This is a genomic window from Geomonas diazotrophica, from assembly GCF_018919385.1.
Lineage (GTDB): Bacteria > Desulfobacterota > Desulfuromonadia > Geobacterales > Geobacteraceae > Geomonas > Geomonas diazotrophica.
Genome location: NZ_JAHLMF010000007.1, coordinates 40,465 through 56,297 on the forward strand (window position 1 = coordinate 40,465; position 15,833 = coordinate 56,297).

Here is a 15,833-nt window from a genome sequence, read left to right on the forward strand (position 1 = left end):
GAAAAGGCACCCGGTTTACCGGGTGCCTTTTAGCATTGATACGGTGATGCGACTACGGGAGCTCGGTCTCGCCCATCAGGAAGCGGTCGCATTCGCGGGCCGCGCCGCGCCCCTCGTTGAAGGCCCACACGACGAGGCTCTGGCCGCGACGGCAGTCGCCGGCGGCGAAGACGCCCGGTATGTTGGTGGCGTAGCGGTTGAACTCCGCCTTGATGTTGCTGCGCGGGTCGCGCTCGAGCCCGAGCGCCTCGGGAAGCTCCTGCTCGGGGCCGAGAAAGCCCATGGCCAGGAGCACGAGGCCCGCGGGGCGGACCTGCTCGGTTCCCGGAACCGGGACCGGTATGAACTGTCCCTTCTCGTTTTGCTTCCACTCCACCTGGACCGTGTGCACGGCTGTCACGTTCCCCTGTGCATCACCCTCGAACTTGGTCGCGGTGGTGACGAAGACGCGCGGGTCGGCGCCGAACTTGGCTGCCGCTTCCTCTTGGCCGTAATCGACCTTGTGGACCTTCGGCCACTCCGGCCACGGGTTGTCGTCGGAGCGGGTGTCGGGGAAGCGGGGCATGATCTCGAGCTGGGTGACAGAGTTGCAGCCGTGGCGCAGCGAGGTGCCGACGCAGTCGGTGCCGGTGTCGCCGCCGCCGATGATGATCACGTCCTTGCCTTCGGCGGAGATGAACTCGGCCCCTTCGTTCAGGACCGCCTTGGTGTTGGCGGTCAGGAAGTCCATGGCGAAGTGGATCCCTTTTAAGGAGCGCCCGTCGATGGGGAGGTCGCGGGGGAGGGTGGCGCCGGTGGCAAGCACCACGGCGTCGAATTCGCCGCGCAGCTTCTCCACCGGGTAGTCGGCGCCGCCGATGGCGGTGTTGCAGACGAAGTTGATCCCTTCCTGCTCCATCATCTTGACACGGCGCAGCACCACGTCGCGCTTGTCGAGCTTCATATTGGGGATGCCGTACATCAAAAGCCCGCCGGGGAGGTCGGCCCGCTCGAACACGGTGACCTGGTGCCCGGCCTTGTTGAGCTGGGCGGCGGCAGAGAGGCCGGCCGGGCCGGAACCGACCACGGCGACCTTCTTGCCCGTCCTCACCTGCGGCGGGTTCGGGGTGATCCACCCCTCCGCCCAGGCGCGGTCGATGATGCTCACCTCGATATTCTTGATGGTGACCGCGGGGTCGATGGAGCCCAGGGTGCAGGACCCCTCGCACGGGGCGGGGCAGACCCGGCCGGTGAACTCGGGGAAGTTGTTGGTCCGAAGCAGCCGGGCCAGGGCCTGCTTCCACAGGCCGCGGTACACCAGATCGTTCCATTCGGGGATCAGGTTGTTGATGGGGCAGCCGCAGGCCATGCCGCTCACCAGCATGCCGGTGTGGCAGAACGGGATGCCGCAGTCCATGCAGCGGGCACCCTGGGTGCGCAGATGATCTTCCGGCAGGTGCAGGTGGAACTCGTTCCAGTCCTTTAGCCTCTCAAGCGGCTCGCGGTCGGCCGGGAGCTCGCGTTTGTATTCCATGAATCCGGTAGGTTTTCCCATAGCTCTATCCTTAAAATCAGGTTGAGGTCGAGGTTAAGGTCGAGAGGTTCTGCCAGCCTTAATCCCTTCCTGCTTTTCCAATCGGGCTCGAGGCCGGGCAGGGCCGAGGGTGAGTTTTAGCTCAACCTCAACCTTGACCTCGACCTGCTTTTAGTGTGCGGCCTGGTGCGCGTTCTCTTCGAAGGCGGCAGCCAGCGCGTCATCGCCGGTGAGGCCGGAGGCCTGGGCGCGCTCGAGTGCCTGGAGTACCCGCTTGTAGTCCATCGGCATCACCTTGACGAACTTGTGGGCGTGGGTCTTCCAGTCGTGCAGGATGCGCGTGGCGCGTGCGCTGCCGGTCCGCTTGGCATGCTGAAGGATCATTTCCCGGAGGGTTTCCAGGTCCTTCTCGTCAAGCTGCTCAAGCGCCACCATCTCGGTGTTGCAGCGCTCCTTGAAGTCCCCTGCGCTGTCCAGGACGTAGGCGATGCCGCCGCTCATGCCGGCGGCGAAGTTGCGGCCGGTTTCACCAAGGACCACGACGGTGCCTCCGGTCATGTACTCGCAGCCGTGGTCACCCACCCCTTCCACGACGGCGTCGACGCCGGAGTTGCGCACGCAGAAGCGCTCGCCGGCGATGCCGCTTATGTAGGCGGTACCGCTGGTGGCGCCGTAGAGGGCGACGTTGCCGGCGATGATGTTCTCCTCGGCCTTGAACGGGGAGCCGTCGGGGGGGTAAACAACGATGGTGCCGCCGCTTAGGCCCTTGCCGAGGTAGTCGTTCACGTCACCGGTGAGCTCAAGGGTCATCCCCTTGGGTACGAAGGCGCCGAAGCTCTGCCCCGCGGAGCCGCGGAACTTGAGCCTGATGGTGTCGTCGGGGAGGCCGGCGGCGCCGTGGGCGCGGGTGACCTCGTTGCCGACGATGGTGCCGACGACGCGGTCGATGTTGGTGATCGGGAGTTCCGCGCTCACCTTCTCGCCCTTCTCGATGGCGGGCTTGCAGATCTCCAGGAGCCTGGTCATGTCGAGCGACTTGTCCAGGCCGTGGTCCTGCGATTCGGTGCAGTAGCGGCTTCCCTTGATGCCGGTCTGCGGCTGGTACAGGACGTTGCTGAAGTCAAGCCCCTGGGCCTTCCAGTGGGCGACGGCGCGTTTGGGCTCCAGGCGGTTGGCGCGGCCGACCATCTCGTTGAAGGTGCGGAAGCCGAGTTCCGCCATGATCTCCCGAACCTCCTGCGCGATGAAGCGCATGTAGTTGACCACGTACTCGGGCTTGCCGGAGAAGTTTTTCCTGAGTTCCGGATCCTGGGTCGCGACGCCGGCCGGGCAGGTGTTGCTGTGGCAGACGCGCATCATGACGCAGCCCAGGGTGACCAGCGGCGCGGTGGCGAAGCCGAACTCCTCGGCGCCTAGAAGGGCGGCGATGGCGACGTCGCGGCCGGTTTTCAGCTGGCCGTCCACCTCGACGATGATCCTGCTCCTCAGGTTGTTGAGCATCAGGGTCTGGTGGGTCTCGGCGAGACCGAGCTCCCAGGGGAGACCCGCGTGCTTGATCGAGGAGAGCGGGGAGGCGCCGGTGCCGCCGTCGTAGCCGGAGATGAGCACCACGTCGGCATGGGCCTTGGCCACGCCGGCCGCGATGGTGCCGACCCCGACCTCGGAGACCAGCTTGACGCTGATCCTCGCGCGGCGGTTGGCGTTCTTCAGGTCATGGATCAGCTCCGCGAGGTCCTCGATGGAGTAGATGTCGTGGTGGGGCGGCGGCGACACGAGGCCGACGCCCGGGGTGGTGTGGCGGGTCTTGGCGACCCAGGGGTACACCTTGGACCCCGGCAGCTCGCCACCTTCGCCCGGCTTCGCGCCCTGCGCCATCTTGATCTGCAGCTCGTTGGCGTTGGTGAGGTAGTTGCTGGTGACGCCGAAACGCCCGGAGGCGACCTGCTTGATCGCGCTGTTCTTGGAGTCGCCAAGCTCGTTGGTCCAGGTGAAACGTTCCGGATCCTCGCCCCCCTCGCCGGTGTTGGAGCGGCCGCCGATGCGGTTCATGGCGATGGCGAGCGCCTCGTGCGCCTCCTGGCTGATGGAGCCGTACGACATGGCCCCGGTCTTGAAGCGCTTCATGATCTCTTCGACCGACTCGACCTCGTCGATGGGGACCGGGATGCGGATGTCGGTGTTGAAGTCGAGCAGGCCGCGCAGCGTGTAGATACGCTCGTTCTGCTCGTCGATCAGCTTGGAGAAGACCTTGAACTCCTTGTAGTCGTTGGTCCTGGTCGCCTTCTGCAGCGACTGGATGGTGAGCGGGTTGAACAGGTGCTCCTCACCCTCCTTGCGCCACTGGTACTGCCCCCCCGGGTCCAGGGTCGGATCCGCAGGGACCCGCTGCGGGTAGGCCTTTCTGTGGCGGATCAGCAGTTCCTGGGCGATGCCGTCGAGGTCGATGCCGCCGATCCTGGACGGGGTCCAGGTGAAGTACTTCTCGATCAGCGACTGGTGCAGGCCGACCGCCTCGCAGATCTGGGCGCCGCGGTAGCTCTGGATGGTGGAGATCCCCATCTTCGCCATGGTCTTGACGATCCCCTTGATGGAGGCCTTGACGAAGTTCTTGACCCCTTTTTTGTAGTCGAGCCCGGGGAGCATCCCCTGCTGGATCATGTCCTCGATGGACTCGAAGGCGAGGTAGGGGTTGATGGCGGTGACGCCGTACCCCAGGAGCACCGCGAAGTGGTGCACCTCGCGCGGTTCACCCGACTCGAGGATCAGGGAGGCGTGGGTCCTGGTGGCGGTGCGGATCAGGTGGTGGTGCAGGCCGGCCACGGCCAAAAGGGCCGGCAGGGCAGCGTACTCTTCGTTCACGCCGCGGTCGGAGAGGATGAGGACGGTGGTCCCCATCTCAATGTGACGGATGGCGCTGCTGAACAGGCTGTCGAGCGCCTTCTCCATCCCCTCGGCGCCGTCGGCCGCCTTGAACAGCAGCGACAGGGTCGCGCTCTTGAAACCGGGACGGTCGAGTTCACGCAGCTTCTCGAGCTCCTCGTTGGTGAGGAGCGGGTGCTCCAGCCGGATGACGCGCGCGCCGGTCGAGGAGGGTTTCAGGAGGTTCGTTTCCGAGCCGATCCTGACCGCGGTCGCGGTGATGATCTCCTCACGGATCGGGTCGATGGGCGGGTTGGTCACCTGGGCGAAGAGCTGCTTGAAATAGCTGTAAAGAAGCTGCGGCTTCTCCGAGAGGACCGCGAGCGGGGTATCGGTCCCCATGGAGCCAAGCGGCTGGATGCCGTCGGTGGCCATGGGCCCTATGATGGTCTCCTGGTCCTCGAAGGTGTAACCGAAGGCCTTCTGCCGCTGCACCAGGGGGGATTCCTCGACTGCCTGACCCTTCGCCTTGGGAAGGTCAACCAGGGGGAGGTGGTTCACCTTGACCCAGTCAGCGTACGGCTTGGCTGTTGCCAGCCCGTTCTTGATCTCCTCGTCCGGGATGATGCGCCCCTGCTCGGTGTCGACCAGGAACATCTTGCCCGGCTGGAGGCGGCCCTTCTTGATGACCTTCTCGGGCGGCACCTGCAGGACGCCTGCCTCGGAGGCCATGATGACCAGGTCGTCGTCGGTGAGGTAGTAGCGGCACGGACGCAGGCCGTTTCTATCGAGGACGGCGCCGATGATGCGGCCGTCGGTGAAGGTGAGGGCTGCGGGTCCGTCCCACGGCTCCATCAGGCAGGAGTGGTACTCGTAGAATGCACGCTTCTCCTTGCTCATGGTCTCGTGGTTTTCCCACGGCTCCGGCACCATCATCATCACGGCGTGCGGCAGGGAACGGCCGGTCATGAGCAAAAGCTCGAGACAGTTGTCGAACATGGCCGAATCGGAGCCGTTGGTGTTGATGACCGGCAAGAGCTTCTTGATGTCGTCGCCGAACAGCTCGCTGTTGAACATGGACTGGCGGGCATGCATCCAGTTCACGTTGCCGCGCAGGGTGTTGATCTCGCCGTTGTGCGCCAGGTAGTGGTACGGATGCGCGCGGTCCCAGCTCGGGAAGGTGTTGGTGGAGAAGCGGGAGTGGACCACGGCGATGGCAGACTCGACCGCGGGGTCGCGCAGCTCGGGATAGTACTGGTCCAGCTGGGCCGGCATCAGCATCCCCTTGTAGACGATGGTGCGGGTCGAGATGCTGGCCACGTACCAGTACGGATCTACCTCCTGGTCGCGGATCTCGTGGATCGCCCTCTGGTTCACCAGGTAGAGCTTCCGGTTGAACGAGTCCTCGTCCGGGCAGGAGGCGCCACGCTTGAAGAAGATCTGGCGGACCAGCGGCTCGCCCGCCTTCGCCGTGTCTCCAAGCGAGGAGTTGTCGGTCGGCACCTCGCGCCATCCGATCACCTCGACCCCTTCCTCGGCGATGATGCGCTGGAAGATGTGCTTCGCTGCGCTGCGCTCGGTGGGTTCCGGGGAGGTGAAGAGCATGGCCACGCCGTAGTCGCCGGGGGCAGGGAGCTCGAAGCCGGCCTCGGGGCAGACCTTGCGGAAGAAGGCGTCGGGGAGCTGGATCAGGATGCCGGCGCCGTCGCCGGTGTTGTGTTCGCTGCCGACGGCCCCGCGGTGGTCCAGGTTCTCCAGGACGGTGATCGCCTGCTGGACGATCTCGTGGGACTTCTTCCCCTTGATGTTGGTGACGAAGCCGACGCCGCAGGCGTCGTGCTCGAACTGGGGATCGTACATCCCCTGCTTCTTGGGTAATCCGATTGTTTTCATGATGCAACCTTTGCGGGGGTAGTGTTCGGACGAATGAGTCAACGGTTATCAGCAGTTACCGTGCCATGTGAAACGTATACGGCTGTCCGGGGCGATTGACTCGCAAATACAGGAGGTTCCGGGGTGTGTATGTTCTAATACTCGCGCGGCGCGGCGCGTTTTTGTCATACACGAGATTACAACTGTTACTCAGTTGTGTACTCATGGGTGGACGCCGGGAGAAATGTGTAGTCAGCCAGGGATGGATAGCAGTGCCAGATCGCTTGCATCGGCAGAACTCCTTTCATGCCTGGTGGGTCGGTGTTCTGGGTAGAGTGATTCGACGCTGTTACTTGTATCGGCGTGAAGCGGGAAAGGATTTAAGAGAAAACGGTGACCGCTGTCCCATGCGGAAGGCGGAGTCGGCCTTCAGCGAAGAGTCGGATGAGGCCTTTCTTAAGAAAAAAGAGGGATAAACGCCTAAAGCATCGGGCTTGTGGTTCCGAAGAGGTGCCTAGTACAGGCAGGCGGCATCGAGGCCGCTTTGCTGTGAATGGAAACGAACCGCTGGGGACAGCTCATGAACTTTCTGCTCGATCTCTACCTCCATCTCCGGATCCGCACCCGGATCATCCTGCTTTGCATCTGTTACAGCTTCTGCATCGTCTTCGCCGTTGTGGCGGGAAGATCGTTCTCCCTGGCCCTCTCGGTGGTCTCGACCGCGGTGTTCCTGGTCCTTGGTGCTTTCTTCAGCGCGCTGCTGTTCTGGTCGGTCAACGATGCCCTGCAGCGGATCATCGCCTTTTTGAAGACGATGATAGACGGAGACCTGACCAGACCCATCTCCGCCAAGCGCAACAACGAGATCAGCACCATCATCCGTTCGATCGACGCACTTCAGACCACCATGCGCGACATCATCCGCCAGATCCAGCAGAACTCGGAGCAGATGGCCCTCACCTCGCACCAACTGCAGGAGAACGCGGAGCGGATCTCGGCCGGTACCGACGACGCCGCTGCGCAGACCAACGCCGTGGCGGTTGCCAGCGAAGAGATGGCCGCCACTTCCGGAGACATCGCCCGCAACTGCGTGAGCGCCGCCGACAACTCCAGACGCGCCAGCCAGACCGCCGGTTCCGGCGCGGAGGTGGTGCGCCAGACCACGTTGGGCATGGAGCGGATCGCGAGCAGGGTGCAGGGGGCAGCCAGGACGGTCGAGGACCTGGGCGCGCGCTCCGACCAGATCGACCAGATCATCCGCACCATCCAGGATATCGCCGACCAGACCAACCTCCTGGCCCTGAACGCCGCCATCGAGGCGGCCCGGGCCGGGGAACAGGGGAGGGGGTTCGCCGTGGTCGCCGACGAGGTGCGGGCCCTGGCCGAGCGGACCACCAGCGCCACCCGGGAGATCGGCGAGATGATCAAGGCGATCCAGGGGGGGACGCGGGGTGCAATTGCGGCCATAGAGGAAGGGGTGGCCGAGGTGGGGAAGGGTGCCGAGTTTTCGGCCCGCTCCGGGCAGGCCCTGGAGGAGATACTCGCACAGGTGAGCGAGGTGAACAGCCAGATCAGCCAGATCACCGCCGCCGCCCAGCAGCAGACCTCCACCACCGACGAGATCACCCGCAGCATCCAGAAGATAACCGACGTGGTGCATCAGACCGCGCGAGGGGTGAACGATGCCGCCGCCGCTGCCTCCACGCTGGCCCTGCAATCGGAGGAACTGGAGCGCCTGGTGCGTCAGTTCAAGCTTTAGCTTCACCAGGGTACCGGCGGGTGGGGGTTGCTTCCGGCCCGTGAGTGTGCTATAGCTGCGGGCCGGGCTGCGACGCAAACAGCAGCCACCTCTGTCCCCGCAACCATTGTGAAGGGGTTACCCGTCAGGTAACCCCTTTTTATATCTGCTCACGGATGCCTCATGTCGAAAAACGGTAAATTGAAGAAAGCGAAGAAAGTGGAAAAGCGTCGCCTGCAGATGCAGGAAGCCCTGGAGTGTCTTCCTCTGAAGGAGGCGGCGCAGAGCGACCCGGTACCGAGCAGGCCGCTGAAGGATCCCGAGGAGTTTCAACCGCTGCCGGCAGCGAGGAAGCAGCCGAAGCAGTGCACCTTCCCCCCCTGCGGGCGCTATCTCGACCCGGCCTGCAAGGTCTGCCCTTACTGCGGTACCCCGCTTTAGCGGTGTGCCCGCTGCAAGGCAACCCTCAAATGAAAAAGGGACGGCGTTAACGCCGTCCCCTTCCGGTCATGCCTGTCGGTCGCGCGGGTTAGTATTTGCCGCGACGGCCCCTCTCCGCATCGAGTTCGTCTTCGATGCTCTTTTCAGCCTTGCCTGCGTGTTTTTGCACCTTGCCTGCTATCTTTTCCGCTTTGCCTTCGGCTTCCAATGAGACGTTCCCGAATATCTTGCCGGTAGTTTCCTTTACTTTGCCCTTTGTTTCGTGCAGCACGCCTTTTGATGTATCCCTTGTACTGGATCTCATGGCCTACCTCCCGGCTTGCGCCGTTGTCTTGCTCCTCCTTTCGGTTGCATATCAGTTGCTACGATTTGATTTTATCATGTATCCATCGTCTAAATACAGGTGATTATCACCACGGCTGCTCCAAACAATTATGACCGCTTTGCGTAGTATTGTCGTCCGGGGGGGCTTCGCGCGCAGGAACTTGTTTGCCTACATTTTGGGGATGATGACGTGAGAGCGGTGCACCAAAAGACAAGGGATGGACCTGCCCTGGGTCCCCCCCTCGCGTGAGGCGATCCTTCGTTGCCATCTGTGTTGATTTTCGATTCCTCAACAGTTATTGCTCCATTCTGACTTGGTTTCTTCAAAAGATCCCGCTTTTAGGTTTTTGACATTGGATCTGCTTTCACTTAGTCTTCTGCATATAGTGATGCGCAAGTCGTTAAGAGAGACGTCGCTGTCTCATACTGCGACGATTCCCTAAACGGAGCGATAATGAACTGGTTAAAATCCCTGCCGATTCATCTTCTAATAGCGTTCATGCTGACCATCATGGCGCTCCCCTCGGTCGGCCTCATCATCTACTCCGGAATGGAGGGGCGCGCCGACGACCTGCGGATCGCTACCCGCGCCACTACCTACCTCCTTGACAACGTCGCCTCCGAGCTCAACAGCAAGGTTGAAGCATCCCGCCAGTTGATGGAGATGCTGTCGCTGATGCCGCAAGTCCGTCAGAAGGACGCGGCAGCCGTGAATCGGGTGCTGGCGGAACTGCGGCAGAGATGTCCAAGCTATGCCAACATCATGATGGTCGACCGTAGCGGCCTCACCTGGGCCACAGCCCTGCCGACCGCGAAACCGATTTCCCTCGCGGACCGCAAAGCCTTCAAGGACGCCAGGAATAGCGGTCGCTTCTCCCCCGGCGAGTACACGGTCGGCAAGGCAAGCAACAAGCCGATCCTCAATTTCGCCTACCCCCTCAAGGACGATAGTGGCGCCTTCGACGGCGCCATCCTTGTCGGTATCGACCTGACCTACATCGGCACGCTGCTCAAGGCGAGCAAGCTCCCGCCGGGAACCTCCTTCGGCATTTTCGACCACAAAGGGATCTTTATCTACCGTACCGTGGGCGCCGATAAGTTCGTCGGGACCCCCGACCGCAGCAACCAGTTCGAGAAGATGAAAAACGGTCCGGAGACGGGGGTCATCAGGCTGACCTCCAGCGACGGGATCCAGCGCCTGTCCGCCTATCGCAAGATTCGCATCTCTCCGGAACTCCCTCCCTACGCCTACGTGCGGGGGGGCACGCCGATGGACATCCTCCTGCACGAAGCCAACCACCAGCTGGCACTGAACCTGGCCGTCATGTTCCTGGTCCTGGTCCTCGTGTTCGCCCTCAACATCTGGCTCAGCAAGCGGCTCATCGTGAACCGGATAAGTTCACTGGAGAGCGCCTCGCGCAGCCTCGCCTCCGGGGACCTGCGGGTACGGGTGGGCGAGGAGGTCCGCGGCGGCGAACTGGGAAGCCTCGGCGGTTCCTTCGATGAGATGGCCGACGCTCTCAGCTTCGAACTGTCGCAGCGGATGAAAAACGAGGACGTGCTGCGGGAAAAGTCGGACCTGCTCGAACTCGCCCACGACGCCATCATCCTGCTGGAGCTCGACGGTACCATCCTTTACTGGAACCAGGGGGCGGCGACGACATACGGGTACGACTCCGCCCAGGCCATGGGACAGGTCATTCACACCCTCTTGCAGACGGTCTTTCCGAAACCCCAGGAGGAGATCGTGCAGGACCTGCTGCGTGTGGGGCGCTGGGAGGGGAAACTTTCGCACACGACCTCCGGGGGGGAGAGCATCGTCGTCAGCAGCAGGTGGGCGCTGCAACGGGACAAACAGGGGCGTCCCTGGCGCATCATGGAAATAAACAGCGACATCACCGAGCGGGAAAAGTCGCAGCAGGAACTGCTCAAGATGCAGAAGCTGGAATCGTTGGGGGTGCTGGCGGGAGGGATAGCCCACGACTTCAACAACATCCTCACCGGCATCATGGGGAACATCACCCTGGCGCAGATGACCCTGGACGACGCCGCCCAGGTGCACAAACTGCTGAAGCAGGCGGAAAAGGCATGTCAGAGGGCCTCCGAGCTCTCCAACCAGCTGCTCACCTTCGCCAAGGGGGGAAAGCCGATCAAGAAAAACGTGGCGGTGAGGCACCTCGTCGAGGAGACGGTGTCCCTGGTGCTGCGCGGCTCCAACGTCCTGAGCGTGCTGAACCTCCCCACGGACCTCTACCTGCTGGAGGTGGACGAAGGGCAGGTTCACCAGGCCTTCAGCAACATCGTCATCAACGCCCTGCAGTCCATGCCCCAGGGGGGCACCTTCACGGTGACCGCGGCCAACGTCATCCTGGAGGAGGGTAACAGCATGGCCCTGTCGGCGGGGAGGTACGTCAAATTCTCCTTCAGCGACACCGGGTGCGGGATTTCCCCCGAGGACCAGAAGAGGATATTCGACCCGTACTTCTCGACCAAGGCGGGGGGCAAAGGACTCGGACTCTCCTCGGCGCACTCCGTCATCGTGCGGCACGGCGGCTACATCACCGTCCACTCCCGGCCCGGAGTGGGGACGGCATTCGAGGTGTTTTTGCCGGCCGCGAAGGGAGAGGGGCATGCGGTCGTGCCGGAACCGCCTCCCGCCGCGCCCGTCGTGGTCGCCATCCCGCAGCGGAACATCCTGGTTATGGACGACGAGGAGATGATCCGCGATCTGATCTGCGCGATACTCGAGAGTCTTGGCTGCAAGGTGAAAAGCTGCGCGAACGGAAGCGAGGCAATAGCCCTCTATGCCGCCGCCAGGGAATCCGCCACCCCGTTTGACGCGGTGATCATGGACCTCACCATACCCGGCGGGATGGGGGGAGAGGAGGCCGCGCGGCATATCCTGGAAATGGACCCGCTCGCTTCGCTCATAGTTTCCAGCGGATACTCCAACGACCCCGTCATGTCCGACTACGCCCAGTTCGGGTTCAAGGCCACCATGGCGAAGCCGTACCGGGCTTCGGAGGTGGCCGAGGTGCTCGACAGGGTGCTCGCCCACTAGTAGCCGCTCCCACCCCCCCGGGGGCTCCCGTTCCCCGCGTCACGTCCTCCCTTTCGATCAAGCCACCCTCCGCACTTCCTCGCTCAGGTTTTGACAGGCGATGCCGATAGGTGTGACTGAAGAGATCCAGTCTTCGTACCTGAGGGAGTCGCATGCAACTTTGGCTTAAACTGCTGCTGAGTTATCTTGTCATCATCTGTGCCACGGTTTTGATCTCCATCGGGGGGATATCGGGCGCCCAGAAGGTGAGGGACAGCTTCTACAAGGTGAACAAGGAGGTCATCCCGCACCTCCTCGCGCTCAAAGACCTGCGCTACGCGGGACTGCGCATCGTCTCCTCATCGATGGAGTACGCCTTCCTCACCTCGGTACACCCTGCCGGCGGGGAGGGGAAAAAGGAGCTGGAGGCCAAGGAGGAAGAGGTGAGGCTTCTCGCCCAAGGGCGCACCAGCTTTCTCTCCAGCCTGGATCTTTGCACAAGGGTCCTGGTGCATGGGGAGGAAAGGATGCCCGCGGCGCTGGAGCTGGCAGGGCAGTCGCTGCTGAAGGGGTCGCAGGATTATATCGCCGTGGTCGACGCCGGGGGGGGGACGGCGCGGTTGATCGAGGCCAAGGAACGGTTCGAAAACGCGGAAAAGACGTTCCTGGAGGCCGTGAACGTGGCGCACGACCGGGAGATGGCCGACCTGCACCGGCACGTCGCCGGCACGCTGCAAAGCGTCTCCAGTGCCATCGTCTCATCGGTGGTCCTCTCCATCGTGGCGCTGACCGCTGCCCTGCTCTTGAGCGTGGCGATTTCCCTGAAGGTGTCACGCCGCATCCGTACCCTCAAGGAGGCTGCCGCAGCGGTGGCGGCCGGCAAGCGCGACGTGGCCGTTCCGGTAACTGAACGGGACGAGATCGCGGCGGTTTCGGCCTCCTTCAACACCATGGTGCAGCGTTTGCGGGCCTTCGAGGAGGAGCTCGATTCCGCCAACAGGTACCTGGACAGCATCATCGCCACCATGCCCGAGGCGCTCACCGTGGTCTCCTGCGAGGGGGGGATTCTGGACGTGAACAGGGCGACGGAAGAGGTTTTCGGCTTCGCCAAGAAGGATCTGGTCGGGAGGGATTTCTCCGGGCTGTTCGTGGATTTCGACCAGGGAACGATTTCATCGCGGCGGTGCTGCGCCAGGAAGGGCTGGTCGAACGGGAGGCGAGCCTTTTGACCCAGGACGGCCGGGCGATACACGTGACCCTGTCGGCAACCATGCTGGAGCTCAAGGGGAAAAGGGACCGGTTCCTCTGCCTGAGCCACGACATCACCCTGCGCAAACAGGCCGAGCAGGAGGTCCACAACCTGGCCTACTTCGACCAGCTGACCGGTCTCGCCAACAGGACCCTCTTCTACGACCGCTGTTCCCAGGCGCTCGCCCGCGCCAAGCGTTACGGCGAGATGTTCGCCATCCTTTTCTTCGACCTGGACCATTTCAAGGACGTGAACGACACCATGGGGCACCACGCGGGCGACCAGCTGCTGCAACTGGTGGTGCTGCGCTTCAAGAGCATCCTGAGGGCGAGCGACACCTTCGCCCGGCTGGGGGGGGATGAATTCGCCCTGCTCTGCTGCCATGTGCCGGAGCCCGACGGGGCTGCGAAGTTCGCGCAGAAGCTGATCGAGCTGGGCAAGCAGCCCTTCGAGGTGGATAACCGGCAGATCTATTCCGGTGCGAGCATCGGCATCGTGCTCTTCCCCGAGGACGGGGGCGACATCCCGACCCTGCTGAAGAACGGCGACCTGGCCATGTACGCCGCCAAGAGCGCCGGGGGGAACCGGTACCAGTTCTTCTCGGAAGGGCTGAACCAGAAGGCGCAGGAGCGGGCGGCCATCGAGGCAGCGTTGCGCGAGGCTCTGAAAAATGACCGGCTCACGCTGCATTACCAGCCGCAGCTCGATCTTCGGGATGGGAAGGTGGTCGGCATGGAGGCGCTGGCACGCTGGCACGACGAAACCCTGGGCGCGGTGGCGCCGAACCGCTTCATCCCCATAGCCGAGCAGACCGGGCTGATCCACGAACTGGGCGCCTGGGTGCTGCGCAAGGCCTGCGCCCAGTGCAAACAGTGGCACCAGGATGGGTACCTCGTCAGCGTCAGCGTCAACGTCTCCATAAAGCAGATGATGCAGGAGGGGTTCTCCGAGATGGTGGTGGGGACGCTCCTCGAGGCGGGGCTTGAGCCCCGGTACCTGGACCTGGAACTGACCGAGAGCATGCTGATGGAGAAGGCGGCCGAATCGGTGGCCCTGTTGCGCATGTTCAAGTCGCTTGGGGTACAGATCTCCATAGACGATTTCGGGACCGGCTACTCTTCGCTTAGCTACCTGAAGAACTTCTCCGTGGATCGGATCAAGATCGACCAGTCCTTCGTCAGGGACGTCACCGTCCGGGACGACGCGGTGGGGATCATCAAGGCGATCGTCGCCATCGGGCACAGCATGGGGCTCAAGGTGATAGCCGAAGGGGTGGAAAGCCAGGGGGAGGAAGAGAAGCTGCTGTCCTGCCGGTGCGACCAGGTGCAGGGGTACCTGCACGCGCGGCCGATGCCGGCCGCCGAGGCCGAGGCCTTCCTGGAGCGGGCGCAAACCTCCGGATGAGCCGAGGCGGCGCGGTAAACTTGTGAGCCATGCGGAAAGAAAAAAAGGCACCCTGCAAAGAGCGGGGTGCCTTTTAGTTTTGTGGAAGGGGAGGAGTGAGACGTCCACCCGTTCGCTACGGAACCGCTACGGTTTCAGCACGCAGGGCTCGAAGTTGTAGGTGGCGAAGTAGTCCTCGACGGTCTCGGCGCGGCGGATCAGCTCGACCCGGCCGTCGGCGCGCAGCATGAGCTCCTTGGGGCGCAGCCGCCCGTTGTACTGAAAGCCCATGGCGTGTCCGTGGGCGCCGGAGTCGTGGATCACCACGAGGTCGCCGTCCTCGATCGGGGGAAGCTCGCGCTGGATGGCGAACTTGTCGTTGTTCTCGCACAGCGAGCCGACCACGTCGTACACTTCGCTGCGCTCAACGCCCTCCTTGCCCACGACGTCGATGTGGTGGTAGGACCCGTACAGAGCCGGGCGCATCAGCGAGGACATGCAGGCGTCCAGGCCGATGTACTTTCTGTAGGTGTCCTTGCTGTTGATGGCGGTGGCCACCAGGGCGCCGTGCGGGCCGGTCATGAACCGGCCGCTCTCCATGAACATGGCCGGCGCATGGCCGTGGCGGGCGCGGAAGTCTTCGAAGAGCGAGGTGATCTCCCTGGACATGGTGGGGAGGTCGAGCGCCTTCTGCTCCGGACGGTAGGGGATACCGAAGCCGCCGCCGATGTTTACGAACTCGAAGGTGATGCCGAGCGCCGCCTCGACCTCCTGGGCGACCTCGAGCACCATGCGGGCGGTCTCCACGATGTAGGTGTAGTCAAGCTCGTTGGAGGCGACCATGGTGTGCAGGCCGAAGCGCTTGGCGCCGCGCGCCTGGGCTTTGCGGTACGCCTCGACCACCTGCTCGTGGGAGACGCCGTACTTCGCCTCTTCCGGGTTGCCGATGATGACGTTGCCGGTGCGGCGCGGGCCGGGGTTGTAGCGGAAGCAGATCAGCTCCGGGAAGACCGGCACCTTGTCGATCAGTGAGATGTCGTCCAGGTTCAGGATGCAACCCCCGTCCTTGGCGGCGAACTCGAACTCCTCGGGGCTGGTGTTGTTGGAGGTGAACATGATGTCTTCCGGCTTCGCGCCCAGCTCGCGGGCCTGGATCAGTTCGGGGATGGAGCTGCAGTCGAAGCCGAAGCCCATCTCCTTCATGAGCTTCAGGATCTCCCGGTTGGGGAGCGCCTTGACCGCGAAGAACTCGCGGAAGCCGGGGATGCCGGAGAAGGCCTTGATGAGGCTGGCGCCGGTCTCGCGAATGCCCGCCTCGTCGTAGATGTGAAACGGGGTCTGGAAATGCTGCTGGATGGCGGGGATCCGGGGGAACAGACGTTCTTTGAAAGAAGCGGACATCGGCATGACTTTG

The 15,833-nt window shown here is 63.2% G+C and carries 9 protein-coding genes; 5 read left to right on the forward strand and 4 right to left on the reverse strand.

Annotated elements, in window-relative coordinates; translation table 11 throughout:
• Positions 1-52: 52 nt before the first annotated feature.
• Positions 53-1,534, reverse strand: a complete 1,482-nt coding sequence (locus KOM00_RS09060; RefSeq protein ID WP_216498602.1) for a glutamate synthase subunit beta — start codon at positions 1,532-1,534, stop codon at positions 53-55.
• A 150-nt stretch (positions 1,535-1,684) separates the two neighbouring features.
• A complete protein-coding gene (gene gltB / locus KOM00_RS09065) occupies positions 1,685-6,265 on the reverse strand; it encodes a glutamate synthase large subunit (protein ID WP_216498603.1) in 4,581 nt (1,526 codons plus the stop codon).
• Between the two features lie 559 nt (positions 6,266-6,824).
• Here gltB and KOM00_RS09070 point away from each other — a divergent pair.
• Together KOM00_RS09070 and KOM00_RS09075 are read left to right on the forward strand one after the other, a co-directional pair.
• The gene (locus KOM00_RS09070) at positions 6,825-8,003 is read left to right on the forward strand and encodes a methyl-accepting chemotaxis protein (RefSeq protein WP_216498604.1); all 1,179 of its coding nucleotides are present in this window, start codon (positions 6,825-6,827) and stop codon (positions 8,001-8,003) included.
• A 162-nt stretch (positions 8,004-8,165) separates the two neighbouring features.
• Positions 8,166-8,423 (forward strand): hypothetical protein, encoded by a 258-nt coding sequence (locus KOM00_RS09075; RefSeq protein WP_216498605.1) that lies wholly within the window; start codon positions 8,166-8,168, stop codon positions 8,421-8,423.
• Between the two features lie 88 nt (positions 8,424-8,511).
• Here the strand turns inward: KOM00_RS09075 and KOM00_RS09080 are convergent, their stop codons facing one another.
• Positions 8,512-8,727 (reverse strand): CsbD family protein, encoded by a 216-nt coding sequence (locus tag KOM00_RS09080; protein WP_216498606.1) that lies wholly within the window; start codon positions 8,725-8,727, stop codon positions 8,512-8,514.
• Positions 8,728-9,201: 474 nt separating this feature from the next.
• Here KOM00_RS09080 and KOM00_RS09085 point away from each other — a divergent pair, with 474 nt between their 5' ends.
• From KOM00_RS09085 to KOM00_RS09095, 3 genes are all read left to right on the forward strand, one after another.
• On the forward strand, positions 9,202-11,808 hold the full coding sequence (locus KOM00_RS09085; RefSeq protein ID WP_216498607.1) for a hybrid sensor histidine kinase/response regulator: 2,607 nt from the start codon (positions 9,202-9,204) through the stop codon (positions 11,806-11,808).
• A gap of 152 nt (positions 11,809-11,960) precedes the next feature.
• The gene (locus tag KOM00_RS09090) at positions 11,961-13,016 is read left to right on the forward strand and encodes a HAMP domain-containing protein (protein WP_216498608.1); all 1,056 of its coding nucleotides are present in this window, start codon (positions 11,961-11,963) and stop codon (positions 13,014-13,016) included.
• The gene (locus KOM00_RS09095; RefSeq protein ID WP_216498609.1) at positions 12,971-14,440 is read left to right on the forward strand and encodes a putative bifunctional diguanylate cyclase/phosphodiesterase; all 1,470 of its coding nucleotides are present in this window, start codon (positions 12,971-12,973) and stop codon (positions 14,438-14,440) included. Before KOM00_RS09090 ends, KOM00_RS09095 begins: the two co-directional genes overlap by 46 nt.
• Before the next feature lie 126 nt (positions 14,441-14,566).
• Here the strand turns inward: KOM00_RS09095 and KOM00_RS09100 are convergent, their stop codons facing one another.
• Positions 14,567-15,826 carry a diaminopimelate decarboxylase gene (locus KOM00_RS09100; protein ID WP_216498610.1) on the reverse strand — a complete coding sequence of 420 codons (1,260 nt, stop codon included), beginning with the start codon at positions 15,824-15,826 and terminating at the stop codon, positions 14,567-14,569.
• Positions 15,827-15,833: the final 7 nt, after the last annotated feature.

Bases quoted from the DNA above. Each gene is read 5' to 3' on its own strand.
- KOM00_RS09085 (WP_216498607.1), top strand. From the start codon at position 9,202: ATGAACTGGTTAAAATCCCTGCCGATTCATCTTCTAATAGCGTTCATG.
- KOM00_RS09060 (WP_216498602.1), bottom strand. From the start codon at position 1,534: ATGGGAAAACCTACCGGATTCATGGAATACAAACGCGAGCTCCCGGCC.
- KOM00_RS09090 (WP_216498608.1), top strand. From the start codon at position 11,961: ATGCAACTTTGGCTTAAACTGCTGCTGAGTTATCTTGTCATCATCTGT.
- KOM00_RS09075 (WP_216498605.1), top strand. From the start codon at position 8,166: ATGTCGAAAAACGGTAAATTGAAGAAAGCGAAGAAAGTGGAAAAGCGT.
- KOM00_RS09070 (WP_216498604.1), top strand. From the start codon at position 6,825: ATGAACTTTCTGCTCGATCTCTACCTCCATCTCCGGATCCGCACCCGG.
- KOM00_RS09080 (WP_216498606.1), bottom strand. From the start codon at position 8,727: ATGAGATCCAGTACAAGGGATACATCAAAAGGCGTGCTGCACGAAACA.
- KOM00_RS09100 (WP_216498610.1), bottom strand. From the start codon at position 15,826: ATGCCGATGTCCGCTTCTTTCAAAGAACGTCTGTTCCCCCGGATCCCC.
- gltB (WP_216498603.1), bottom strand. From the start codon at position 6,265: ATGAAAACAATCGGATTACCCAAGAAGCAGGGGATGTACGATCCCCAG.